This is a genomic window from Umezakia ovalisporum Ak1311 (assembly GCF_029891685.1).
In the GTDB taxonomy this organism is placed as follows: Bacteria; Cyanobacteriota; Cyanobacteriia; order Cyanobacteriales; family Nostocaceae; genus Umezakia; species Umezakia ovalisporum.
In genome coordinates, this window is sequence record NZ_JANQDJ010000015.1 from 24985 (window position 1) to 48790 (window position 23806).

Annotated in this window: 16 protein-coding genes, 1 tRNA gene and 4 pseudogenes; 10 read left to right on the forward strand and 11 right to left on the reverse strand. The window is 41.4% G+C overall.

Annotated features, from left to right (window positions below):
* Positions 1 to 497: 497 nt before the first annotated feature.
* Positions 498 to 1256, forward strand: coding sequence for a circadian clock KaiB family protein (locus tag NWP25_RS02525; RefSeq protein WP_280650806.1), 759 nt, complete (start codon positions 498 to 500; stop codon positions 1254 to 1256).
* 380 nt (positions 1257 to 1636) lie between these two features.
* A pseudogene (locus NWP25_RS02530) lies at positions 1637 to 1942 on the forward strand (four helix bundle protein); the annotation flags it as partial.
* On the opposite strand, the pseudogene NWP25_RS02535 reads toward NWP25_RS02530, so the two are convergent.
* Positions 1905 to 2228, reverse strand: a pseudogene (locus NWP25_RS02535) (transposase); the annotation flags it as partial. The pseudogenes NWP25_RS02530 and NWP25_RS02535 overlap by 38 nt on opposite strands.
* A 63-nt stretch (positions 2229 to 2291) precedes the next feature.
* Between NWP25_RS02535 and NWP25_RS02540 the strand changes: the two are divergent.
* Positions 2292 to 2750, forward strand: a pseudogene (locus NWP25_RS02540) (transposase); the annotation flags it as partial.
* Between the two features lie 182 nt (positions 2751 to 2932).
* Here the strand turns inward: NWP25_RS02540 and NWP25_RS02545 are convergent.
* The 8 genes and pseudogenes from NWP25_RS02545 to NWP25_RS02580 form a co-directional block, all read right to left on the reverse strand.
* Positions 2933 to 7102 (reverse strand): hybrid sensor histidine kinase/response regulator, encoded by a 4170-nt coding sequence (locus NWP25_RS02545; RefSeq protein ID WP_280698837.1) that lies wholly within the window; start codon positions 7100 to 7102, stop codon positions 2933 to 2935.
* A gap of 58 nt (positions 7103 to 7160) precedes the next feature.
* Positions 7161 to 9091 (reverse strand): annotated as a pseudogene (locus NWP25_RS02550) (methyl-accepting chemotaxis protein).
* A 16-nt stretch (positions 9092 to 9107) separates the two neighbouring features.
* Positions 9108 to 9638 carry a chemotaxis protein CheW gene (locus tag NWP25_RS02555; RefSeq protein ID WP_280698838.1) on the reverse strand — a complete coding sequence of 177 codons (531 nt, stop codon included), beginning with the start codon at positions 9636 to 9638 and terminating at the stop codon, positions 9108 to 9110.
* 126 nt (positions 9639 to 9764) lie between these two features.
* Complete coding sequence (gene tilS / locus NWP25_RS02560; protein WP_280698839.1) at positions 9765 to 10751, reverse strand: tRNA lysidine(34) synthetase TilS; 987 nt, start codon at positions 10749 to 10751, stop codon at positions 9765 to 9767.
* 141 nt (positions 10752 to 10892) lie between these two features.
* Positions 10893 to 11951 (reverse strand): c-type cytochrome biogenesis protein CcsB, encoded by a 1059-nt coding sequence (gene ccsB, locus NWP25_RS02565; RefSeq protein ID WP_280657233.1) that lies wholly within the window; start codon positions 11949 to 11951, stop codon positions 10893 to 10895.
* 102 nt (positions 11952 to 12053) lie between these two features.
* Entirely contained in the window at positions 12054 to 13808 is a 1755-nt protein-coding gene (locus NWP25_RS02570; RefSeq protein ID WP_280698841.1) for a DUF3352 domain-containing protein, read from the reverse strand.
* A 199-nt stretch (positions 13809 to 14007) separates the two neighbouring features.
* Positions 14008 to 14646, reverse strand: a complete 639-nt coding sequence (locus NWP25_RS02575; RefSeq protein WP_280650812.1) for a chorismate lyase — start codon at positions 14644 to 14646, stop codon at positions 14008 to 14010.
* Between the two features lie 126 nt (positions 14647 to 14772).
* Positions 14773 to 14853: transfer RNA gene (locus tag NWP25_RS02580), tRNA-Leu, on the reverse strand.
* Positions 14854 to 15248: 395 nt separating this feature from the next.
* Between NWP25_RS02580 and accC the strand changes: the two genes are divergently transcribed.
* Positions 15249 to 16592, forward strand: coding sequence for an acetyl-CoA carboxylase biotin carboxylase subunit (gene accC, locus NWP25_RS02585; RefSeq protein ID WP_280650813.1), 1344 nt, complete (start codon positions 15249 to 15251; stop codon positions 16590 to 16592).
* Between the two features lie 130 nt (positions 16593 to 16722).
* Here the strand turns inward: accC and NWP25_RS02590 are convergent, their stop codons facing one another.
* Entirely contained in the window at positions 16723 to 17016 is a 294-nt protein-coding gene (locus NWP25_RS02590) for a YggT family protein (protein ID WP_280650814.1), read from the reverse strand.
* 205 nt (positions 17017 to 17221) lie between these two features.
* Between NWP25_RS02590 and psbX the strand changes: the two genes are divergently transcribed.
* From psbX to NWP25_RS02610, 4 genes are all read left to right on the forward strand, one after another.
* Entirely contained in the window at positions 17222 to 17341 is a 120-nt protein-coding gene (gene psbX / locus NWP25_RS02595) for a photosystem II reaction center X protein (protein WP_280650815.1), read from the forward strand.
* 369 nt (positions 17342 to 17710) lie between these two features.
* Positions 17711 to 18616, forward strand: a complete 906-nt coding sequence (locus NWP25_RS02600; protein ID WP_280650816.1) for a Ycf66 family protein — start codon at positions 17711 to 17713, stop codon at positions 18614 to 18616.
* A 47-nt stretch (positions 18617 to 18663) separates the two neighbouring features.
* Positions 18664 to 19233 (forward strand): TolB family protein, encoded by a 570-nt coding sequence (locus NWP25_RS02605; protein WP_280650817.1) that lies wholly within the window; start codon positions 18664 to 18666, stop codon positions 19231 to 19233.
* A 76-nt stretch (positions 19234 to 19309) separates the two neighbouring features.
* On the forward strand, positions 19310 to 19837 hold the full coding sequence (locus NWP25_RS02610) for a TolB family protein (RefSeq protein WP_374913084.1): 528 nt from the start codon (positions 19310 to 19312) through the stop codon (positions 19835 to 19837).
* Positions 19838 to 19905: 68 nt separating this feature from the next.
* Here the strand turns inward: NWP25_RS02610 and NWP25_RS02615 are convergent, their stop codons facing one another.
* On the reverse strand, positions 19906 to 20913 hold the full coding sequence (locus tag NWP25_RS02615; protein ID WP_280650827.1) for a succinate dehydrogenase/fumarate reductase iron-sulfur subunit: 1008 nt from the start codon (positions 20911 to 20913) through the stop codon (positions 19906 to 19908).
* A gap of 1394 nt (positions 20914 to 22307) precedes the next feature.
* On the opposite strand from NWP25_RS02615, the gene NWP25_RS02620 reads away from it, so the two are divergent.
* Positions 22308 to 22739: an AbrB family transcriptional regulator gene (locus NWP25_RS02620; protein ID WP_280650820.1), complete on the forward strand. Its 432-nt coding sequence runs from the start codon at positions 22308 to 22310 to the stop codon at positions 22737 to 22739.
* Between the two features lie 243 nt (positions 22740 to 22982).
* Positions 22983 to 23786: a CPBP family intramembrane glutamic endopeptidase gene (locus NWP25_RS02625; protein ID WP_280650821.1), complete on the forward strand. Its 804-nt coding sequence runs from the start codon at positions 22983 to 22985 to the stop codon at positions 23784 to 23786.
* The last annotated feature ends 20 nt before the right edge of the window (positions 23787 to 23806 follow it).

Sequence of the window (23806 nt, forward strand, 5' to 3'; positions counted from 1 at the left end):
CACTAGAATTTGTAACTATACTCACTGTAGGTCTTGAGTGGGTATGATGTGGTAATCTGCTAAAGAGTTTTGTATTAGAAAAAATAGAAAGTTTTTTCTAAAAACGCAATACAGGAAAAATTAACTAAAAATATACAGACATGAAAAAAATCATGTAACAAGTTGTTGCATTGAAATTCTCAGTAGGCTTGCCTAGGAATTCAGTACAACTACAGAAGGTTTTTCGTTGATTTCAGTTGATAAATTCTACATTTTAAAGTTATGTGACAGAATCACAGGTTTAATTCAGGCAATCAAAGAATGGAGCAAACATGGTAAGGTAGGATTACCGAATTGACCAAGCAAGGGGGTTTTGACTCTTTACCAAGAATGTCGCATCACCAAAGAGACGGCTTGAGAAGTTTCACTTACTCCTCACGAAATGGCACAATTTTTCCGAGGAGGAGTTTAGTAAAATAGAGGGTAAAAAAATTTGTTTTTTCACCCCTGTAACTCAATTGATCACAGATAAACTATCTAAACCCAAGTTGTTCAAAGGTGTTGCCCTTTTTACACCAGGAGGAGACTTAATTTACTGCATCGACCCTAACAAGCAGGGTCGATGGCATTTGGATTTGTGTGCTGTTTTGCAGGAAATCTTAGACTTACCAGAACCGCCACACTTTTTGGTTCCTTGTTATACTGCCACTATTGACCACTGGTTAGATCCACAGACCCACCAAGTGCGAACTTTTGCGGAGGCGTATCCAGCAGTAATACGACATCAAGCTGTGCTTAATGCCATTTTTGGTACCCAGTTAACTTGGCAAACAGCACCTTGGCAAGACGGATTGTGCGATCGCATGGTACTAAGCACTTATCGCTCGACGTTTCCCCAACTTTGGCAAGACCATGATTTAATTGTGGATTTGGACTGTTCCCAAACCAAAACCCACCACCATCCACAAGTAATATCTGCACAAAAGTTACAGTTGCAAGGAGAATGCTATGTTTTACGTCTGTTTGTTGCTGGACATAGTGTAAATACCCGACGCATCCTGGAGAATTTGCACGAACTTTTAGAGCGATCGCTGGGGTATCCTTACACAATGAAAGTCATTGATGTTTTAACCAATCCCGAACAAGCAGAAATTGATCAAGTTTCTGCTACTCCCACCCTTGTCAAGGTCTGGCCGCAACCGATTCGGCGTATTGTTGGGGATATAGATAATGTAGATAAACTTTTACAGATGTTAGGCGCTACAGAAAAACTTTAATCTTTCACCAGAAGGATGTTCTCAATACTGTAACTGATTTACTTATAAAGGGCGGGTAATGTTAGAGATTATATCTAGTCTGATTTATTAGGATTTAAAGAACAGGGTTTTCAGAATTTTCCTTGCAGTGATTCTTGACAGCCTTTATGGATAAGGTTTTCACCCTGATTCGGCCAGCCCTAATGAGTCACAGTGATTACAAATTAGCACCCCACCCTCAACCCCCTCACAGGGGTAGGTTTTTTACAAAGAGATTTACAATAGGGCTATACTTGGTAGACAAGGAAGAAGAAGCAAGAAAAATTAAAACCCATGAAGATTTAGTGATATATCAAAAAGCGTTTAATGCAGCGATGAGGATTTTTTAATTATCAAAACAGTTTACTGTGGAAGAAAGATATTCTCTCACTGACCAAATACGTGGTTATTCCAGTTCAGCGTGTGGGAATTTTACAGAAGCTTGGAGAAAAAGAAGATATCAAGCATTATTTATTTTAGCTAAATTAAATGATTGTGAATCAGAAGCGGCAGAAACCCAAGTGGGGCCGAAATTTCCAGTGAAATGTCAGTATATTTCCTTAGAGGAGCGAACAGATTTATATAGTACATATAATCAATTTTCAAGTGGATTAGTAAAAATGATCAATGGAGTTGAGGTAGAAGTTTTTCTTCGAGCCATGTCTTAAAAACTAACCGATTACAAGAGCCTTCAAAGGTCAGTGGAGCAATTAGCTTTCCTTGACATAAACCACTCATTATACTAGCTCTAATGTTTCTTTTTCCTGACTTTAAATCATGGAATCTTTGTCCTTTGGGGTTCCATCCATAACCATAGTCTTCTCTATTATCTATTCCTGATTCATCAACCTAGACTAGCTCTTTTGCTTCTTTTTGGCTAATTTTAGTGGGAAATTCTTGTCTTTTCTCTTCATCATACCCGTAGGTTTCTTCTTCGAGCATATACTTTTTTTGTCACTTTCCGATAACAAAGAATATGATATTTAAAAGAAAAAAATCTACAAGGTAGGTAGAGCAATGGATGTAGAATTACAAATCCTGAAACATTTACGTCGAGATACTCACCCGATAGTGGGAGTCATAGATTAATATTCTGAGGAGTACAGAGACATATTCAAAGAAGTAAGAAATTATGAGTGCTTCAAATATTTACATTTGGGAATGATTTCAACAATCAAAAGAAAATCATTAACGGAGATAGCAGAAGTAGTAAGTATCAACTCAGCCCAATTATTACATCATTTCATCGCCAATTCAGAGTGGTCAGTAGGAAAGGTAAGGAACCGAAGATTACAGAAAATCAAGAGAGCATTAAATGGAAAAGCAATTACCGTAGTCATCGATGAAACAGGAGATGGGAAAAAAGGTAAAAAGACTGATTACCTAGTCAGACAATATTTAGGAAGTGTGGGGAAAATAAATAAGGGGGTAGTGTCAGTCAATACCTATGGAGTTTACGATAACATAACATTTCCGTATTAGTGCCATAAATCACTTCAAACCCTTTTATTCCTCTGCATAATTTACTATGCTTACTGCTTGTTTATTTCGGAAAGTGACAAAAGATTGTTATAGAAGGATATTGTTAAACCACCGTCTAGAGATGTTCCCTGGAACGTCTCTACATTCTTTATTGCAGATGTATATTATCCAACCCCTTAAGAACTGACTATTTTTTCTCCTGTAAGCATCCGTACAGCCGCTTGCAGTAAAACTTCTTCGAGATAAGGCTTGGTCAAGTAGCCAGTAGCACCGAGTTGAATTGCCATTTGTCTGTGTTTGTCTGCACGCCCTGAGGTAAGCATGGCAATAGGAATGTGGTTGAGGTTGGGATCTTTTTGGATGCGGGAGAGCAATTCCAGTCCATCGCAACGGGGCATTTCGATGTCACAAAATACGATATCGCAAGGTAGACCCGAACGAAGTTTGTCCCAAGCTTCCTGTCCGTCACGCGCCTGTTCAACCCGATAACCAGCTTTATTAAATGTCAGTGAAAGTAACTTTCTAACTGTAATTGAGTCATCGACAATCAGCACTGTGGGATCAATTTTTTTCGCCCTAGTTTCTGACACATGGGGAATTTCTAGTTGCTGCCGAGGATTACTACCATTTTGTCTAGAAATCCGTCCTTGGAAGATATCAATAATTTCTACTACATCAGCGATGGGCATAATTCGACCGTCATCTAAAATTGTAGCACCAGCAACACCAATGGGTTTAGGTGCAGGGGGTTCAAATTGCTTGATCACAATTTCTTGCTCACTCAGCACTTTGTCAATTTGGAGCGCAATCAAATTATTTCCCCATTGCGCGGAGCGCATTGCTGGAGGCAATCGTACTACCACAAGCGAAACCATATCGTCATCTCGGTTACCACCATAAACACTACCGCGACTGATCTGACGATTGAAGGTTAAAAGTTCTTTCAACGGTGGGCAGGGTAGCATTCTATCACGCCAATAAATATATGATTGTCCATCGGCGTTGTGCTGAATACTTTTTACGGGTACATCTAGGGTATCTTCCACCCCCTCCATTGGCAAAGCAATCTGCACTTGATCAAAAACACAGCATAGAGCTTTACAAATACTCAAGGTTAACGGTAACTGAATCGTAAAGGTCGTTCCTTTGCCGACGGTAGAATCTATGTTAACTATGCCGCGCATTTCCCTAATTGCGGAGCGCACTATATCCATTCCTATACCACGCCCGGCAATCTCATCTGCTTTATCTTTGATGCTAAAACCCGGCTGGAATAGCAGGTCATAGATTTCCATGGGCGAAATAGATTTTGCCTCGGCTGGTGTAATCATCCCCATTTGAATCGCTTTTGCCTTGATTCTTTCAGGATCGATACCTGCACCGTCATCACCCACAGAAATCACGGTTTGGCTACCTTGGTGAAACGCACAAATCGTAATGTATCCCACGGGGGGTTTACCACATTTTTCCCTAATTTGCGGCGTTTCAATACCGTGAGCGATGGCATTGTTAAGCATATGAGTCAACGGATCAGTGAGACGATCTAAAATCATCTTGTCAATTAAGGTATCTCCACCCGAAATCACCAACTCTACTTGTTTACCATACTTGATGGCATTGTCCCGTACTCCTCGGCGCAAGCCATCAATAGTTTCGCAAAAAGGCACCATTCGCGCTCGTGTCAATCCCTCTTGTAGTTGCTTTGTCACTTGGCGGAACTGTCGGGCCACTCTTTCGGTTTCTTCCGTGACAAAATGAATATCACTCGCTGACTCACGCACCCGGACAATAAATTCAATCATTTGTTGAAATAACCTATGAAAAGGAGTAAAGCGATCCATTTCTAACTCACTAAAACCCCGATCTGTATGGGAATCATTATTCTTGTGGTTAGTTCTGGGATGTCTTTGAGGTTCTTTCGTTTTGCGAATGGCCAGGAGAGGAGCTTCTAACAGCAATCTCTCATACGATTCCTGCATCTTTGCCCCCACCTCTGACAGCTGTTGCACTTGAATGAACAACTTATCTAAAGATTGCCGTAGCTGTTGATGATCCTGTTCTAAAGTATTGCGTTTTAGCACCAACTCCCCAACTAAATTGCTGATATCGTCCAGTTGCCTAACTGACACTTTCATGGTTTCCTCAAATCTAGCTGTACGACGATTTAAAAGAGGAGGTATTTTACTTATGTGCTGTTTTGGTTTAATCTGTGATAAGTGAGATATGATTTTATCTGCTTCTGTGAGGAGTTTCTCCACATAGCCAAATCCCTCATCCACATCAAATGATGCAATGGTGTGATTGTCCCTTTGGTTAATACCTGCTTGAAACCCCCTGCTTTCCGCGCTGTGGCTGTCGCTTAAGTCTGCAAATAAATCATCTGATGGAAATAACAAATTTTGCTCATGCAAAGAGATATTATCACTATTAATACTTGCTGAATGCTTCGGTTGAGATTCTTCAACGCTGCCAAAAATATCGTCAGCCACCCCTGCCAACAAACTATCATCTAAAGCTTTTGCCACATCTTCTTCAAGTACAGACACTGCTTTGTTTTCTTGTTGTGTTGCGCTTTCTTGGTTCCAAAAGTCGTTTAAATTGTCTTCTGTATCCTTAAGTTCTATTATTGGTGTAGGTATTATTTCAAATAAATTAATTATTTCTCCATCATTACTACAAATTTGTGGCTGGTCTTCGACATCAACAAAATCATCAAACAAAGCATCTAAATTTAAAGACTCTGGCTGAAGTATATTAGGTTGGAATTCTATATAATCATCCCGAAAAATATCCTGTATATCTGCATCATTTGTTTCTAATAATAAATCATCATAACTTTTTTTTTGGTTATTTGATACTGGTTCTGGTTGTTTTACTTCTTCATCTTGTGTTACTGCCAATAAACCATTTATTACATCATTTGGGTTAATATCAGCAGAAGAATCCTGTGATTTGCTGTAAACCCTCGCACATGTTTGTTGATTTTGCCGTTCTTGATGTTCTGTATCCCCAAAATTGTGGTCAATGTTGGAATTTTCTTGTTGTTGACAGGGTTCATCTAGTTCTGGCTTTTCACCTTCAAATAAATCAACCGAAGTATTTAATTCAGCTAATCCTACTAATGACCAACTGTCGCCAATATTGCTAATATCTGGGTCTCCTTTCTGAACCAAAGAGAACATCTCAGTAAAAACAGTTTCAGGAACTGTGTTTTCTATTGTGTCTAAAATATCCTCACTGGACTGAAATTTCCCAGCAATTTCAGTTAGGCTGGTTATACTGTCTGGGGCTGCTGTTAGCTGTGAAATAGCATATTTACTGCTCAAATTTTCTCTAACCGAAGAGAACTCTTCGTGTGCTGTGCGTTCTACGACATCTCCGGGCTGATGAACAAACACAAATTCTTGCTTCAAGAGCGCTGCTAATTGCTGACTAGTAGCAATCTCGGTTTCTCTGCCTTGGAGAACTAATTCTTGGGCTTGTTTGATTTCGGTGATAACAATTTTGGCGAGAGTGAGATAGGTATTTTCAGGATTAGCGATCGCATTTGTAGCAGCTTGACATAGGCTAGACCAATGAAGCAAATTCCACCTTTGTCCGAGTTTGACTAACTGCTGACAACATTGCTGAAGATTATTCCGAGATGCGGGTGTTGTATTTTTCTTAAACAGTTGCAACATTTCCCGCAGTGTTTGTGACACCTGGGTTTCAAATTCATCCCAATTGTCAGCGCATTGGGTGGGTATGAGCAAATCTTGTTGTTGATTTACCATTGACACTGATGATTCTGTCGATGTAATTTCGGTGTCTTCTTCCCAATTGATAATATCTGGCCGCAAGAACAGCTCGATAAGTGTGCTGACACTATCCTGGGCACCGGGTTCTGCTGTTGTAATATTTTCTTTTTTTACCCTATTTCCAGTTTGTTCTACCAGCAGTTCCAGATGCTCGTGCAACCATTTAAACACCGACTCAGTTTCTAAAATCAAATTATTAGCAGCTTCTTCCGAGAGACCAAATGGCTCACTCAAATGTTCTAATAGCACCTTGAGGGTATCACATACACCGAGAAACAAAGATTCTAACTTTTGGTCAACCTGAACAGGATGTTCTTGGAGAACTTTAAAACAATCTTCCAGGCGGTGGGAGGTGTGCTGAATGCTATTCAGCCCCAGCATAGCCGCACTTCCTTTGATCGAATGAGCCGCCCGAAAAATTTCTTTCAGCATTTTCGGGTTCTGCAAGGTACTTTGGAGATTTAGTAACCCCTGCTCAATCGTATTCAGATGGTCTCTGGCTTCTTTTATGAAGTTACCTAAAATCCGCTCTTGTTGTTCCGGCAGCATAGTAAAAGTTCTGAGTGCTGAGTTCTGAGTGGTCTTTAGTCATTGATTAATGACTAATTTACCTGGATTCGGGAGTCTCGACGCAAAGATGCTCAACTGAGGATATCAAATCGCGGGAAACACCCACTAAAACTTGTAAAGCTACAGAAATCCGTTGTGGCTTTCTTGGGAAGTTTTTTGGTCCGTGAGTTCTAACGATTGCATCACCTGGGCCACAGCACGGGAAGTTTCCGTCTGTTCTACTGTGTCCCTCGTAATCGAACGCACCAGAATGTCAATGCGATTCCCTACTTTAATAATATTTTCTAGCGCTCCCTTGGCTTTTTCTGCCGATTTTGTGCCTTTAATTACCTGTTGTGTGCCTTCTGCCATTGTCGCCATCACTGAGCCTGTTTCACTTTGAATTTGCATAACAATCTGTTCAATTTCCTGTAATAATTTGGCAGATTTGCCTCCTAGCTGACGTACTTCATCTGCTACAATTGCAAACCCACGTCCCGCTTCACCTGCCCTCGCGGCTTCAATACTGGCATTGAGTGCTAGCAAGTTGGTACGGGAAGCAATCTGAGAAATTAATGCCACTATTTTAGAAATTTCTTGTGAAAATTCGGCTAATCGCTTCATCTTACGGGTAGTTTCCGCTACAGTTTCTCGAATTTCTAAAATCCCCACCACAGTATTTTCCACGGCTTCTCCACCTTGAATGGCGATCGCAGTTGCATCACCAGCAACAATTTCCGCTTCCCGGGCTGTTGCCCCTATTCTTTTGATACAGTCAGTCATCACCTGTAGCGAATTCAAAGTTACTCCTAACTCTTCTGCTTGTCGTAAGGCATCACTAGATAATGCTCTAGCAAATGTTTCGTAATTATTTGTACCTTTTGTTACCTCATTGGCTGACACTTTTACTTGTTGGAGAATATTCCGGAGGTTTTGAATTGTCAGGTTAGAGGCATTGGCAACAGATCCTAATTCATCTTGTGAATACAGTGTGGCATGTACATTAAAATTACCTTGACGGAGTGCATCAAACTGGGCTTGTAAATCCTGAGTAGCACGGCGAATTTGCTTAAGTGTCATATTGGACATAAACGCTGCTGTACAAAAACCAGTAATACCAGCCGCTAGTGACATCGCCCCTCCCATATTCCTGACTGACTCCCGTTGTTCTGGTACAGAAAAGTTGGTAGCTGCGAAGTTGACCATAGCCACGGCTAATGCTGAAAAAATGCCCACTGTAGCAGCCACGAACCAGGGTTTTACATCTAGTGAGGTATTTTCTAAGGTGCACCAGCCTTGCTCCACGGTGACTTTAGGTTCTAGCCGGGAGACATCTGTTGCAGTGAACACAGGAACTGTTTCTTGTGGGCTTGTGTCTCTACTTTGTTGCTCACCAATAGATAAAGTTGAAAGCATAGCCACATCAGTCAAGCTAGAATCCGTTTGGGCTAAGTCAAATCCTGGAATGTTCCCTAAATCATCAAATTCCTCAAAATCATCTAAATATTCTATGTTAGTCTGAAAATTTTCTTCCTTGAGTAAACTATTTGTATCTTCATCAAAGCCAAAAGCAGATTTAAATGTCTCAAAATCAAACTCATCATCAGCATCAAATAATTCTGAGGGCACAAATTCCAAATTATCAGCAGCTTCTGTGAATTTTGTTGTCTGCGACCGATGATTTTCTCCACTACCAATATTGGACTCTAGTGCAGCGTGGTATTTGATGTTTTCTAAACCATTATTGGCAACACCAATAATTTCTGGATCATCAGACAACTGCAAAACTTTTTCGTACTCTTGTTTTGCCACATCGTACTGCCGCAAAACGTAGTAAACTTCACCCCGTAACAAATGGCAGTTAGGATCGTTTGGTACTTTTTGCACCACTTCATCCAGTAAACTGGCAGCCACTTCATACTTCTGTTGTCCATAGGCTGTACAAGCCTGCTGATATGAATCTAGATATTCGTTGAAACTAGCTGGCATTTGCTCCCTCCCCATTTCATCCTACCCACCTCGCGCTCCGCAAGATTTCCATTTGATCGAGCAGTTTTAAGTATTTTTTATTACTACCATCTATTAACCACTCTCCACGCAAAAACAAACTCATAATATCGGGTACATTAGTTGGTGGCTTTAAATGCTTGATATCCAGCCAATCAATACCACCAATTTCTTCTACTGCTAAACCAACGATTGTGTCTTGCTCTTCAATAGCGATCACTGAAATTTCTGCCCTGTCTGTATTTAATTCGGTTGCTTCACCGAGGAATTGACCCAAATCAGCCACCCAAATTACTCGACCTCGTAGATTTAGAGTACCTAAAAGTAAGGGAGAAGCATTAGGAATCGGGGTAATTTTATCAGGACTCAGTTTCATTACTTCTCGAATACCAGTAGCCGGTAGTGCAAACTCCTGATGGGAGGGAATATAAAACCTCAAATGTAATTCGCCTTCAGAACTTTCTACTTGTAATTCTCGAGGAAACTTATCTTGACCACTATCAGTTAAAAAGTCTGGTTTGCTGACCATATCGTTTTTATCCTCGTCCCAGGACCGAACTTTCAACAGAATACGGCATAAACTACAAAACATTGCCGATTTTTTGGCTCAAATTGAAGAAATTGCTCATGAACAACTCCAGACTATTTGAGTTAGTTAATAGCTGCCCAGAAGTATCTGATCGTCTTGGACTTGAGCGATGGTACCTCCTGGAAATGGATCGGTTTGTGAACGGTTTGGTGCTGTAATTAAATATGTTAATTTTTCAATGTGTTCAAAACTGGGAGCATCAGTCAAGATTTCTTGTAATATTTGTCGCATTACCCGACGTTGCAGCGCCAAGGGTGCTTTTCGTAACACCTGACGATTTAACCTTAAGTCAACCCTATTCCCCACTTTCTTTTCCATCGCTTCTTCCCTCAATTTGTGGGCTGCTTGCTCTAAATATTCCACTTCCCCTTGTAACAGTTCTGCTGTTTGGGCTAAGGCAAATTCGACTTTGGGGTTAAAATTTGCTTGTAAATATGGAATTAACTCTTGACGAATTCGGTTCCGGGCGTATTTGACATCTTGATTGGTCACATCTTCCCAAATGGGGAGATCAAAGTCTTGACAAAATTTCTTTGTTTGTTGACGAGTAATTTCTAACAAAGGGCGTGTCAGTAAAATATCCCCATTTAATGGTCGTTGCCAAGTGAGTGCTTGTAAACCATCAGCACCAGTACCCCGCATTAAGTTGTAAAGCAAAGTTTCGGCGCGATCGCTTGCCGTGTGGCCTGTCACAATATACTGATAATGATTTGTTTGGGCTATCGCACTTAAAGCCTGATAACGCCAATTACGTGCCACCGCTTCACTATTTAATGGCTGTGTTGCTGTTTCTAAATAAAAAGACACACGCCAACTTTGCGCTAATTTTTCTACATAATGGGCATTAGCTTGTGAATCACTACGCCAGCGATGATCACAATGGGCAATCCCCACATACCATCCCCATTTGGGTTGTAAATCTAACAGTAATTTAATTAAACACAGAGAATCTTGACCCCCAGAAACCGCTACCAGTAGCCTTTGGTTACGCTCAAATAAGTGACGCGAGCGAATGGTACGATGTATTTTTGCGTGTAAGACAGTCCATACCATTGACAAATTTTATATTCTCAGAAAATAATAGTTAATTTCCATCGGTTGTTTTCCCCTCCTCGTGGCACAAAGAAGTGACCAGGAGGGTTTTTCTCCGGGTGAAATTCCCCTTTGCCAACCCTAAGGGCAAAAGTGCAGTTGTTAAAAAAACCAACCATAAGAATGCAAACCTTTACCCAAAAGATTCACACCAAGATAGCAGATCCACACAACCACAAAACCACTAGCCGCTAAAATTGCTGGGCGACGACCTTGCCAACCCCGAGTAATTCGGGCATGGAGGTACGCGGCAAAAACTAACCAGGTAATTAACGCCCAGGTTTCTTTAGGATCCCAACTCCAGTAGGAACCCCAGGCTTCGTTAGCCCAAACTGCACCTGCAATAATGCCAATGGTGATAAGGGGAAATCCTAATCCAATGATGCGATAGCTGATATTGTCTAGGGTTTCAGCCAAGCTTAGGCGTTGTGGTGAGAGTAGTTGGTGAGCAGTTACTGCCCTGGAAGATTCAGCAGTATTGACTAAATTTAAAACAGCAGTACTACCCTTACCATTGTGATTAGTTTCAAAGCGAGAAAAGCCATTATTTTCTACCTGCGGTGTTGCAGGTTCAGAAATTAGCTCACCTGCCTTGTGCAAGCGGTAGCCGTTGCTACGATAACCGCCATTACCCACAGAACTGCCTTGTAGTTGAATATTTTGACCGCGAGTAACAATCAGAAAAGCCATTGCTAGTAGTGAACCTACCATTAAAGCAGCATAACTCAACATCATCACACTGACGTGCATCATCAGCCAATTAGACTTGAGTGCAGGTACTAAAGGTTCTGCAGATTGCATTTCTGATGGTAGAGTCAGGGCGGCAAAAGCAGTAATCCCCATTGCCACGGGCGCGGTAACAACTCCTACTAAGCGGCTACGGCTGGTATTCTCAGCAAACAGATGAACTGCGGTAATACCCCAAACCAAGAAAAATAAAGATTCATACAAATTACTCAGGGGAAAATAGCCAGCTTCTATCCATCGCGCCCCTAGCAAGGTAGCTATAGACAAATTAGCGATGGCCATTCCCCCAGTCCCCAAAGTAGCAAGTCCGGGCAGATTAGGAAAGGCTACTCCCGCCCAATACATCAGCATTGTCAGGAACAGTACTGCAAAAGTGGCATTGTCCAGCCAGTTCTGGAGTGCAACCAGATTCATAAAGTGTTCTCCCCAGTTGATTCTTGAAAATAATGATCCTCGCTTTTCTGATCCTATCCCCTTAGAGACTGATCGGACATGGTTTTTCCCACTCAGCACTTTCTATTTAGCACTGGGCACACCAAAAGGCAAAACCGCTGAAGTGTCACCTTTTTTAAGTATTATAAAAATGTCGTAGCGAACACTGCGATTATCACTAACAGCAGATGTCACCCCAATTGAACGTGTTGCCTTTAAAAAAGTTTCTTGCTTAGGAAATACAGTATTTAAAGTAAACTTTTTTACAGCCGTTTCCATATCTAAGAAAAACTGACCATTTGCCGGACTAAGTTCTTGAGGAACCGTTTGTTGAAAAGGCAAAGTACTAGCTAGTGTTTTATTGGGTTTAGGGAGAATTTTATCCGTGATAGGAGCACCCACCACCAAGAAAGCAATATCCTTATCTAACCAGCCACGGCTAGCGGTTAAAGTGTTAAAGGGCGTAATCCAGTTAACAACTGGTTTACCCGCCACTGTACTCGGTTGAATTTGAAACTGGTATTGGTTTTTCATCACCTCATCCAGCTTTTTCAAAGATGCTTCAGCTGATTTGCGTAGGCTTTTCCCCTTGGCTGCATCCCTAGCTTGTACCATGAATAACAAACCTGCTCGAAAATCCTTATCAGAATCATCATTTGAAGTATTGGGAATCACCGAGATAGAAAACTCACCTTGCATCCAACTGAGAAAATCCCGATCTAAATCCATTTGGGTGACAGACTTGACACCACCTCGCAGCTGTTCTGGTGATATAGGCGAGAGGGGATTTTTTTGTGATGTCAAAACATAGTCTTCCCACAACCGTTTTAAGTTTCCGCCAGACAGCATCATCAAAGTTTCCGCCGGTACACGGTTTTGCATTGTCCCAGCTTTGTTTTCCACTTGAAGCACACGCTGACTATGAGGATTTCGCCAAGAAATACCCTTTAAGCGTATTCCTTCCGACTCCAAGGTCATAGACCCTGCTAAACCCTGGTTATTTTGCAGTTGAGCTAAAACCTCAGCAGGTAAAGGACGGTTAGGAGTAGCAGCAGCTATTTTGGCAGCTATGGGTACATTCACATAAAACTGAGCAAAGGAGCGATTACTGGATATTTTGGCAAAATTATCTGCAAAACCTGCCACTCTTGCTAGGGATGCTTTACCTTTGTATGTATCAATTGCTCGTTCTGTTGCTTGGGGATGATCAGTGATTACTATAAACCGTTCATCTAGTAATGCGACTGAAAGCTTTTCCCCCGACAGATTATTACTTTGTTTAATGGTAATTCCTTGATAGGTGTGGTCTATCCATTGACCTTGTTTGAGGGCTTTGGGTTCTGCCAAGATGCTTTTAGCCGCTTCTAGGTTTTTCACAGGTAATACTATCACCATCGACTGTTGAGACCCAGCAGCATCTCTGTTCTTGTCCACTGGTTTGAGTACAGGTTGAATCGTTGGTGGGGACAAAATTGCTAGGGTGACTTGCTCCCCTACCCAAGGAGCGATATCTTTCTCAAATTCATAACCATTATTAGTTAGAAACCGATGGACTAACTGGACTACATTCCGATTTATTGCTGCTTGGGTGTCTCTTGTGCCCAAATCCTGAAATTTTTGCCATTGTTTGCTATCCGTGGTTAAGGAAACAGTAAACAGGGCATCTTGAGGGATAATATTTGCACCCACTGGCAAGCCTTGAGAAGATGTTTGATTCTGGGTGAAAAACCAGTATGCAGTACTTCCCCCACAAATTAACAATCCAGCCGCAAACAGTGTTAGCAGTATAGACGGTTTCTTGATTTTCTTTTTTATAACAGACAAAATAGGCAGGGTCATCGAAACCTTTACCTCATCCTTTGTTGAACTGAGCAGACAAGTTTTCTTGGATAGTCACTCTAAGATAAATTCCTCTAGGATACATTCATTATTCCCAGTACCTTGAGGGTATAACTAACTTAAAAAACCTGCAAGTTATCAGCATTGTAGACCCAAATCTACTGACACGAATTTCAATTGTTATTGAATTGAATTAATACTAAGTAGCTTGATCTTTTCCATGGGAGGAAATCAATTTTGAGCTTCCCAAATATTTGCTTAGATAGGGCGAAAAAACTTCATATATTAAAGTCAGGGGGCGTCCGTGATGCCAAAACAAGTAATGACGACCCCAGAAGGGGCCAGATACCCCAAAACCTAACTCTAGTGCGGCTGAGTAGCCGTAATAAATTCCTTGAATATCCCGATATAACTCTGTACGGATGCGAGCTAAACTTGCCCAAATTGGTAGTGAACGATTTTGGAGAAATTCATCTACATGACTAGCTTCCCACCATGAGGTTGCATAACCTAATCGCTGGCCTGAAGCAGTACGTAACCACACCTGTCGCCGCAGTCGCGGCCCTGGTACAGCTTTAATTAAGTCAGGGGCATGATCTGAGTTCATGCCAATCAAAGACATATCAATGACATCTACCTCTGTGGGTTCACCAGTAAGTAATTGTAAATGCCTTGTGGGAGAGCCATCACCTAAAAGTAACAATTGCCACGCCGGTGCTAACTGTGAGTGAGGCAAACTTTTTTGGACAACTTGCTCTCCGCCTTGCCAAATCGGAGTGAGGCGATGCCATGCTGTTGGTAATGTTGAATTGTTTGTAGCTGTAAAAGTTGCAGTCAATGTTCTTTACAAAAGTTCACCTATCTCTATAAAAGCACAAAAATTCTGTTGCTAATCAGAAGTTGAGAACTACAAACTTAAAAAATCAAAAGGAGCCGCCATGGCGGCTCCTTTTGTCGCATAAAATGCGGATGGCGAGACTCGAACTCGCAAGGCAAAGCCACACGCACCTCAAGCGTGCGCGTATACCAATTCCGCCACATCCGCTTTTATTATCCAAGAATCAACTATAGCACAAAAGAATAAAGATAGTGAGAAAATACTTAAATTTCATAAAAGTTATCAAAAATTTGAGTGGAAGTAAGTACCAATGCCGGGAAAGAGGATATATGACTGACAAAAATATAGTGGATAGTCACTGTACAAGTTAGATGCAAACTGCCGTCACCAAAGCTTAATTCGGTAAACTGGCTCCAGACTAGCAGATGCAATATTGTTAGTCTAGTTAAGATCCCTAAGGGCAGGCAGCCAAATCCTTTCTCAACTCCGCTCAGGATAAAGCTAGAACAACTCCTGTCATAATTTGAGATCAAGCGAAAGCATTGTGGTAAATGGGATGGGAGACAATAACTATCTACTGGTACTAATATCGAAGCTAAAAAATGAAGTTTGACAAAATATTAATTGCCAATCGGGGAGAAATCGCCCTTCGCATTCTCCGAGCCTGTGAAGAAATGGGAATCGCGACAGTTGCGGTTCACTCAACCGTTGACCGGAATGCTCTCCACGTCCAACTTGCCGATGAGGCGGTTTGTATTGGCGAGCCTGCAAGCAGTAAAAGTTATTTGAATATTCCCAACATTATTGCTGCGGCATTGACACGTAATGCCACCGCCATTCATCCTGGTTATGGATTTTTATCAGAAAATGCCAGATTTGCAGAAATCTGTGCTGACCATCATATTGCTTTTATCGGGCCGACTCCCGAAGCCATCAGGCTGATGGGGGACAAATCCACTGCCAAAGAAACCATGCAGAAAGCTTTAGTACCAACTGTGCCAGGTAGTTATGGGTTGGTAGAATCCGAACAAGAAGGATTGCTAATTGCCAAGCAGATGGATTATCCAGTCATGATCAAAGCTACTGCTGGTGGTGGTGGCAGAGGAATGCGTTTAGTGCGTTCTGAAAGTGAATTTGTCAAACTTTTCTTAGCTGCTCAAGGAGAAGCCGGAGCAGCCTTTGGCAATTCTGGCGTTTATATAGAAAAATTTATTGAACGTCCACGCCACATTGAATTTCAAATTTTGGCAGATAATTACGGTAACGTTATCCACTTGGGTGAAAGAGACTGTTCAATTCAGCGCCGCAATCAAAAATTATTAGAAGAAGCTCCCAGTCATGCACTTGACCCAGAACTAAGAGAAAAAATGGGACAAGCTGCTGTCAGAGCTGCTCAGTTTATCAACTTTACTGGGGCTGGCACAATTGAGTTTCTTTTAGATAGGTCTGGTAAGTTCTACTTTATGGAAATGAATACGCGGATTCAAGTTGAGCATCCCGTCACAGAGATGATTACAGGAATAGACTTAGTTGCCGAGCAAATCCGCATTGCCCAAGGGGAAAGATTAAGAATTACCCAAGACCAAGTAATCTTGCGGGGTCATGCTATCGAATGCAGAATTAATGCTGAAGACCCTGACCATGACTTTCGCCCCGCACCTGGACGAATTAGTGGCTATCTTCCACCTGGTGGTCCCGGTGTCCGCATTGACTCTCATGTTTACACTGATTACCAAATCCCCCCCTATTATGATTCCCTAATTGGTAAATTAATTGTCTGGGGTCCAGACCGCGCTACTGCCATTCACCGCATGAAACGGGCACTACGAGAATGTGCCATTACCGGACTTCCTACTACCATTGGATTTCATCAAAAAATCATGGAAAATCCACAATTTTTGCAAGGTAATGTCTACACGAATTTTATCCAGGAGATGAATCTTTAGGAATTAGAAAGTGGGGAATGGGGAATAGAGACTACCAAGTTTTGCCAACTCAGGTCTCCCACCCTTGCAGGGAAAGGTGAGATACTTTCCCCCATTCCCTTCTCGGTCAAGGAAATCTACTTCCTCAGCCCTAATTTAAACGATTCATCATGGTGAGTAATCCTTGCTGACCGAGAAGAATTTCCCTGGTTAGGCTGAAAATTCCTACCCAGAGAATAGGGGTGATATCTACCCCACCTATGGGTGGTACTAACTTTCGCAATGGCACTAAAAAGGGTTCAGTCGGCCAAGCTATAAGATTAAAAGGGAAACGATTCAGGTCTACTTGTGGATACCAAGTGAGAATGATGCGGAAAATAAACAAAAATATCATCAGTCCCAACACAGGACCGAGAATCCAAACAGTCAGGTTAACACCAGTCATTAGTTTGAGCTACTATTTGTAAACTAAGAAAGAATTTAGGTTAAAGCCTGCAAATTCGCAGCTTTGTTAAGTATTCTCTCTTTAATTTTAACTAATTACACCAAGGACACCTTTTTTCATTCAGCACTCCGTTGGGAAGGACTTTTTTTGGTAAGACACCATATTAGAATTATGATGAAGTGTGTAAAAAAAAAGGTTTAGAACAATGACGCCTTCATTAGCAAATTTTCTTTGGAGTTTGGTTTGGGGTGCTGCGATTGTAGTACTACCCGCTACAGTTGGGCTGATTTTCATTAGCCAAAAAGATAAAATTCAGCGTTCATAATTCTTGGTAGAGTCGGTTTGACTCTCATCTCCCACCGATTGTCTGTCAGCTATTGGCGCTAAAACTCATCTAATGTGCATAGCTAGATTTTGTCAATGTCTTGTCAGGTCGGCATCTTACCTACCTTAGCTATGCTAGTTAAATGTGCAGCAGTTTACCTACATTGTGCCAAAAGCAGAAAGTCTTCTCACTGAGGACAAGGTATACTAAGTTGACAGACATCGGCTTTTTTAGCTGGCGCTGAATAGCTTGAGAAGCTGACCTTGCCCTAGGCTTTGAAGCTTAAATATATTGTGCATATTGTGTCTGATTAGAGTAGTGATTTTAAGTGTGACTCGTTAACATAGATTTGATATTTGGAAAAGAACAATGATAAATTTGGGGCTGAACTCAGCCAGCGTTCTGGCGCAAGTCAATTTTGGGACGAACTCAGCCAGTATTCTAGGAATTTTCCTGGCTGTGTCTGGGGCAGCACTGTATTTTCTCCGCACTGTGCGTCCAGAACTGTCACGAGATCAAGATATCTTTTTTGCAGCTGTGGGCTTACTCTGTGGCTTCATTCTCGTTTTTCAAGGATGGCGTTTAGATCCAATTTTGCAATTTGGTCAGTTACTTTTAGTCGGTTCAACCGTCTTCTTTGCAGTGGAAAGTATTCGTTTGCGAGGTATAGCTACTCAACAAGCTAAACGTAATACTCCCATTGTCGATGAAGAGCGAGAGGTAAGCAGAAATTATTCCTACAATCGGAGAGGATATCAGGCTGAGGTAGACGAAGATTTAGAACCACTACCTTATGAAGAAGAAGAACCACCAGTCCGTCCTCGCATTCGCGGTAGCAGGGATACTCGTTCTTCTCGTGATGACTACTATGAGGAACAACCACCCCGCCGTGCAGAACGCCGCAGCAGTAGAGAAAGACCAGAAACGGGAGACAGAAAGCGACGTCCTGGTTCTGGCGGTCCTGTGAGTCGCAGCACTGAAAGTTTTCCACAAGAAGATTGGGGTGCTTCTAATCAGCAAATTGATGATTGGGGTAGTCCCAGTGGAGAAGTGAGAAAATCCTCTCGTCGTGGTACTGATAGACCACTCCGCCCAGATCCCCGCGACCAGGATATTCCTTCTCGACCCAAAAAGCGCCGCCCACCTGCCGACTTAAGTTCACGGAGAACCCCTGAGGATGATGTAATATCAACTGAATATGTACCATATAACCCCATTGAAAAGCCCAATCAAGAGCCCGATAATTCCAGTGATTTGGATGAAGGTACTATTTAATACTTGTGCGTAAGCATTAGGTCTGGAGGGGATGGAAAACAATTCAGGTGAAAAGATTTACGCCCAGATTTTGGCTCCAAATACCAATTCACTGGAGCCTAATTTTCAGCATTACTAGTTTATTGTTATCTTGCAGTCCTAACGAAATACCCGTAGGGTCTACTTCCCTTAACAGTCGCTACACTGAAGAGCAACCAGCCTTAAGTGGAAATGGGCGCTTTTTAGCTTTTGTATCTAATCGCAATGGTGGTCACCAACTGTTGCTTTATGATTTGACAGAACAACGATTGGTTCGCACACCAGGTTTAAATAGACCCCAAACCATTGCTGAAAGTCCGAGTTTGAGTTACAACGGGCGTTATCTTGCTTATCTGACCAGCGACCAAGGTAGACCCGTAGTGGCACTTTATGATCGCTCTACGCAAAAGTCACAAATTATCACCCCCACTTATCGCGGCTGGATCAGAAGTCCTGGTATTAGTATGGATGGACGTTATGTTGTTTTTGAAACCGCTAGCCGTGGTCAGTGGGATATTGAAGTTTTAGACCGGGGACCAAATATTGAGTTAGATATTCCCAATGGTGCAACTGTCAACACCTCTCCTGTACTGCCATAAATCAGGGAAATGGGAAAACGGTAAAAAAACTATGTCATATTTGTGGTTAGTGATAAGTTGCTAGTCTTGTGACATGATTCATAAAAATATTTTTATCCCTATATTTGTCGCTAACTTGGGCTTATTGGGTGGCTGTGTCGGCTATCCCCGCCTGGTCAACTATCCCTTTGACCCTGGTGGTCGAAGTCTTAACAGTCGAGCTTCAGAACTAAATCCGCAAATTTCTGGGAGACATATTGTCTTTACCAGCGATCGCCGGGGTAGCCAAGATGTTTACATGTTTGACACAGTAACTCGTAGTTTGGTAGATATATCAGGTTTAAATTCTTTAGATACGATCACCTCTCATCCCAGTGTTGCTGAAAATGGTCGCTATATTGTTTTTGCTGCTAGTCGTGAAGGGCGATCTACTATTTTTCTCTATGATCGAGAAACCAGACAATCCAGAAATTTAACTAGTAATCTGCAAGCAGAAGTCCGTAATCCCACTGTTAGCGCTGATGGTCAGAGGATTGCTTTTGAGTATAGTAACAATGGACAATGGGATATTTTAGTTTATGAAAAATCGGGAGCAAGGTTGAATATAGCTCAAGATCCCCGTTAGGGGTGAGAAGCTAACGACTCAAGACTAGTATTGTAATTTCTTCTCTCCCCATCCCCAGTTTTTACTGCCTAGTTTTTACTTTCCACTTTTTGCTGTACTGATTCAATCAGCGATCGCACTTCTTGAGTACCTTGAGAAGGTTCAAAGGATAATGGGAATTTACCCCGGAGGATCATCCGTAAGCCAAGAGGTGCAAGACTGAGTAATCCTTTCAAGTCTCGAAAGTAGTTACCCACCACTTGTAAGCCAAATTGACGTTCATCAATCCAACCACCTTGTTTCACCAAATCTACTAATACTTTGCGGTGGCGAATTGAGCGACTGTCTTTGGCTTGTTTACGTTCAAGAATGTCTTGTTTAATTTTCGTGATTTGCTCTAAAGGTGCTACCCCCATAGGACAAACTGAATCACAGTAAAAACAACGAGTACAACCCCAAACACCTTGAGTACCTTCGTTATAACTTTCTAAGCGATTTTCAGTTTGAGTATCACGAGAATCGGCTACCATGCGATATGCTTTAGCCAAAGCGTGGGGACCGACAAAATTTGAATTAACTTCACGAGCATTACATTCAGAATAGCAAGCACCACACATGATACAATTGCCACTCTGATCAAGAAGCGATCGCTCCAGTGGTGTTTGTAAAAATTCTCTTTCTGGAACCTTTCGCGCTGCTGTACTGACATAAGGAGCTACTGCATCTAGATGATTCCAGAAACTACTCATCTCCACTACCAAATCTTTAATTACGGGCATATTACCGAGAGGAGCTAGTGTAATTTCCTGAATAGTGTTGGACTGATTCTCGACACTTTGGATTTGTGAGAATCTGGCCAGTTCACTACCAACATTTTCTTTACAAGCTAAAGCCGAACGCCCATTAATTCGCATTGCACAGCTACCACAAATGGTGTTGCGACAATTTTTACGAAAAGCTAGCGTTCCATCTTTTTCCCACTTAATTCGATTCAGGCAATCCAAGATTGTATTCCCTGAATCCACCTCTAACAGGTAAGTTTGTACAACAGCAGAGGAATTTTGTTGCTGCCGAATGATCTTAAATAGAACTTCCATCATCATCAACCACAATCTTAAAATTACATCATCAGCCTCAGAAATCCTGAGTAAAGGCTGGTGGTTGCACAAATCGAGCTATACTCTTGTTACCCTTAATGCCAAGCCAAGTGTTAATAGGCTGATCATCGAAGAGTAACTGATTCTAGTTTAAGGATAACCATTCAAATTTAATTTTAAGAACTGGTACAAGTGAGATTATTGTCAAGCTCTAAAACAAAAGTCCAATCAGCTCATCCTAGCGGGAGCATTTAACTTACTTATTTGGCAGTACAACCAAAAGTAGGTTAATCACCAAAAAACCCTACCTTCATTTGTGGTATAGCGAAGATCTCCAAACTAAATGCAGTAATCTTTCTCAATACATCTTGATGCTAAGAGCAATGGAAGCAATGGATTGGAAAAACTCTCATATACTCGTAAAATGGCAGTTCTTTCTGTACATGTCAATGCTCAACCTGTTGATGAACCTCTGCTGACAATAGAGCATTTGCAAGATACGGGAAAATTTATTCTTCCCAAAGACAGACGTATATAATGCCTCTTTGGTTTTTGCCTCCTGAGAATAAACCAGCAAGACAATCCTCACCTAGTTTTTTCTGTACAAAATTAAAGAAATTTTGGATTTAAACTCAGTTGTCAAAACTACTCCTCTAAATTTAGATTAATTTTTATAAAAGCAATGCTGTAATACTCACTATGGTAATCAAGTAGAAGGAAAATCCTCAACGATTTTTGCCTCCCCAAGGTTAGATATTCAGATTAAAGTCTACCAGCAAGTTAAATTCAAAAGTAAACAATTATTTTGCTATTATTAGTTCATGCTAGTATTTAATATAAAATTACGAAGTAACAAATCCAGTCCCAATAGCTGCATAAGCATCGCTGATGCTGCTTTGTTAATTCGTAATGTAGAGACAAGAAAATCTAGGTCTCTACAGGCAGGACAAAGGTGTATGTCCGTAAGAGCCTACTCAAATACTATGCTGTCCTCAGCTGGAGAGTCAGAGTGGGGAAAACCCAACAACTCAAGGGCAATAAAGTCCAGCACTAAAAGTTGAAAGCCTGCAATTTACTGAGTCTACGACTTATTTGTAGTAGAACTCAAACAACTTGTGAAGGTGGCTGAAAGTTACACCGCTACAGTAGCGCCAAAAGAGAAAATCAATTGATTTTCCACGGCGAGTAATGGTTAAAAGTGCCGTAAAATCACCGAAATTAATGTTTGTGGACACCATGACCTCAAATCTGTTGTAGGTGACCATAACATAGGCGCTTGTAGCTCAACTTATAAACAGGAATTTATCCCTCACCCTAGGCTCATGAGTAGTCAAATGCTGGCATGAGACAACATCGTTTATCAGTTTGGAGAGAGTAAGGAAAATTTGAGCGTAATGACTGAAACAGCAACCGCACCATTAACTGGAAAAGCATTGCTGGCTAAGGTAAAAGAACTATCTAATTTACCACGCCGAGAAAGAGCCAAGCAGTGTGGCTATTACACCGTTACTAAAAATAATCAAGTACGCGTCAATCTCACAGATTTTTATGATGCTCTACTATCGGCTAGAGGAATTCCTCTGAGTCCAGAAGCGCCTAAAGATGGTCGTGGACGTGAACCGACATATCGAGTTAGCGTTCATCAAAACGGTCAAATTGTTATTGGTGCTACCTACACTAAAGCAATGAACTTAAAGCCGGGAGATGAGTTTGAAATCAGACTGGGATATAAGCATATTCACTTGATTCAACTTGGTGAAAGTGATAGAAAAGTCATATCGGAAGATATAGACTCGGAAGAGTCAGATGAAGATTTGGAAGATTAAGAGTAAGTTTGCTGATGGTATGAATAAGTTAAAGGTGAAGGCTTGATAAATTATTCTTACCACCACAGCCAACTGCTAAGTCTTTTTCGGTAATTTTGTAACATTGACAAAATACGATTAGATTCCTTGCAAAAGTAACAGACTTTCATCAAGTCTTGACCAGCAAGCAAGTAGTCTATCGTGTTTTTTTGTGTGTATTTTGATGAATTTTAGTCAATCTATAGTCAAAACCTCAGAAAATTTATGGAAAATGCATCAGTTCTAGTTGTAGTGATGACATTTTTTATGAGCTGGATAGGGTGTTGGTTACCGATAGCATCTGTAATAGCGATTACCCTTAATTGGCAACCCACAAAACCTTTACAGCCAGAACAAAAATTACCCTTATTAGTGCCACTTTATCTATTGGCCCCCCTAGTTCTTTGGGGAATTATTTGGCTATTTCATCAATCTTTTTCAAATTACGGCTTGGTCACGAATCTGTCCCTGCTAAATTCCTTAGCTCTAGGTTTTGGTTTAGGAATAATCAGCCTAGCAATTTTGTTTACCTGCCAATTCTGGCTAGGCTGGTGCTATTTTGAGAAAGTAAATATCAAGTTGGTACCAGCCATTTTGCCATCTATTCTATTGATATCATTGTTGGTTGGAGGTATTGAAGAATTAGTTTTTCGTGGTTTCTTGTTAACTGAATTGCAGCGTGAATACCCAAGGTGGTTAGCAGCAACAATTTCTAGCTTAATTTTTGCCCTTTTACACTTGGTGTGGGAACAAGGCGAAACCACGCCCCAACTTCCTGGACTGTGGCTCCTGGGCATGATGTTGGTGTTAGCTAGGATTGCAGATCATGGTAGTTTGGGTATAGCTTGGGGATTACATGCAGCATTAGTATGGGCGATGACTACCTTAGATACAGCAGAATTAATTACCTATACTGGTAAAACTTCACAGTGGTGGACTGGTAAAAACAAAAAACCCCTAGCCGGGGCAGCGGGAATTATTTGTGTTTTGGGAACTGGGTTAATTCTTTGGTTATTCTCTTGGTATTGATATATTGTCATATGGGCAGC

Excerpts from the sequence above, each read along its gene's own strand:
- NWP25_RS02545 (WP_280698837.1), bottom strand. The coding sequence starts at position 7,102 with ATGCTGCCGGAACAACAAGAGCGGATTTTAGGTAACTTCATAAAAGAA.
- NWP25_RS02555 (WP_280698838.1), bottom strand. The coding sequence starts at position 9,638 with ATGGTCAGCAAACCAGACTTTTTAACTGATAGTGGTCAAGATAAGTTT.
- tilS (WP_280698839.1), bottom strand. The coding sequence starts at position 10,751 with ATGGTATGGACTGTCTTACACGCAAAAATACATCGTACCATTCGCTCG.
- ccsB (WP_280657233.1), bottom strand. The coding sequence starts at position 11,951 with ATGAATCTGGTTGCACTCCAGAACTGGCTGGACAATGCCACTTTTGCA.
- NWP25_RS02570 (WP_280698841.1), bottom strand. The coding sequence starts at position 13,808 with ATGACCCTGCCTATTTTGTCTGTTATAAAAAAGAAAATCAAGAAACCG.
- accC (WP_280650813.1), top strand. The coding sequence starts at position 15,249 with ATGAAGTTTGACAAAATATTAATTGCCAATCGGGGAGAAATCGCCCTT.
- NWP25_RS02590 (WP_280650814.1), bottom strand. The coding sequence starts at position 17,016 with ATGACTGGTGTTAACCTGACTGTTTGGATTCTCGGTCCTGTGTTGGGA.
- psbX (WP_280650815.1), top strand. The coding sequence starts at position 17,222 with ATGACGCCTTCATTAGCAAATTTTCTTTGGAGTTTGGTTTGGGGTGCT.
- NWP25_RS02600 (WP_280650816.1), top strand. The coding sequence starts at position 17,711 with ATGATAAATTTGGGGCTGAACTCAGCCAGCGTTCTGGCGCAAGTCAAT.
- NWP25_RS02615 (WP_280650827.1), bottom strand. The coding sequence starts at position 20,913 with ATGGAAGTTCTATTTAAGATCATTCGGCAGCAACAAAATTCCTCTGCT.
- NWP25_RS02620 (WP_280650820.1), top strand. The coding sequence starts at position 22,308 with ATGACTGAAACAGCAACCGCACCATTAACTGGAAAAGCATTGCTGGCT.
- NWP25_RS02625 (WP_280650821.1), top strand. The coding sequence starts at position 22,983 with ATGGAAAATGCATCAGTTCTAGTTGTAGTGATGACATTTTTTATGAGC.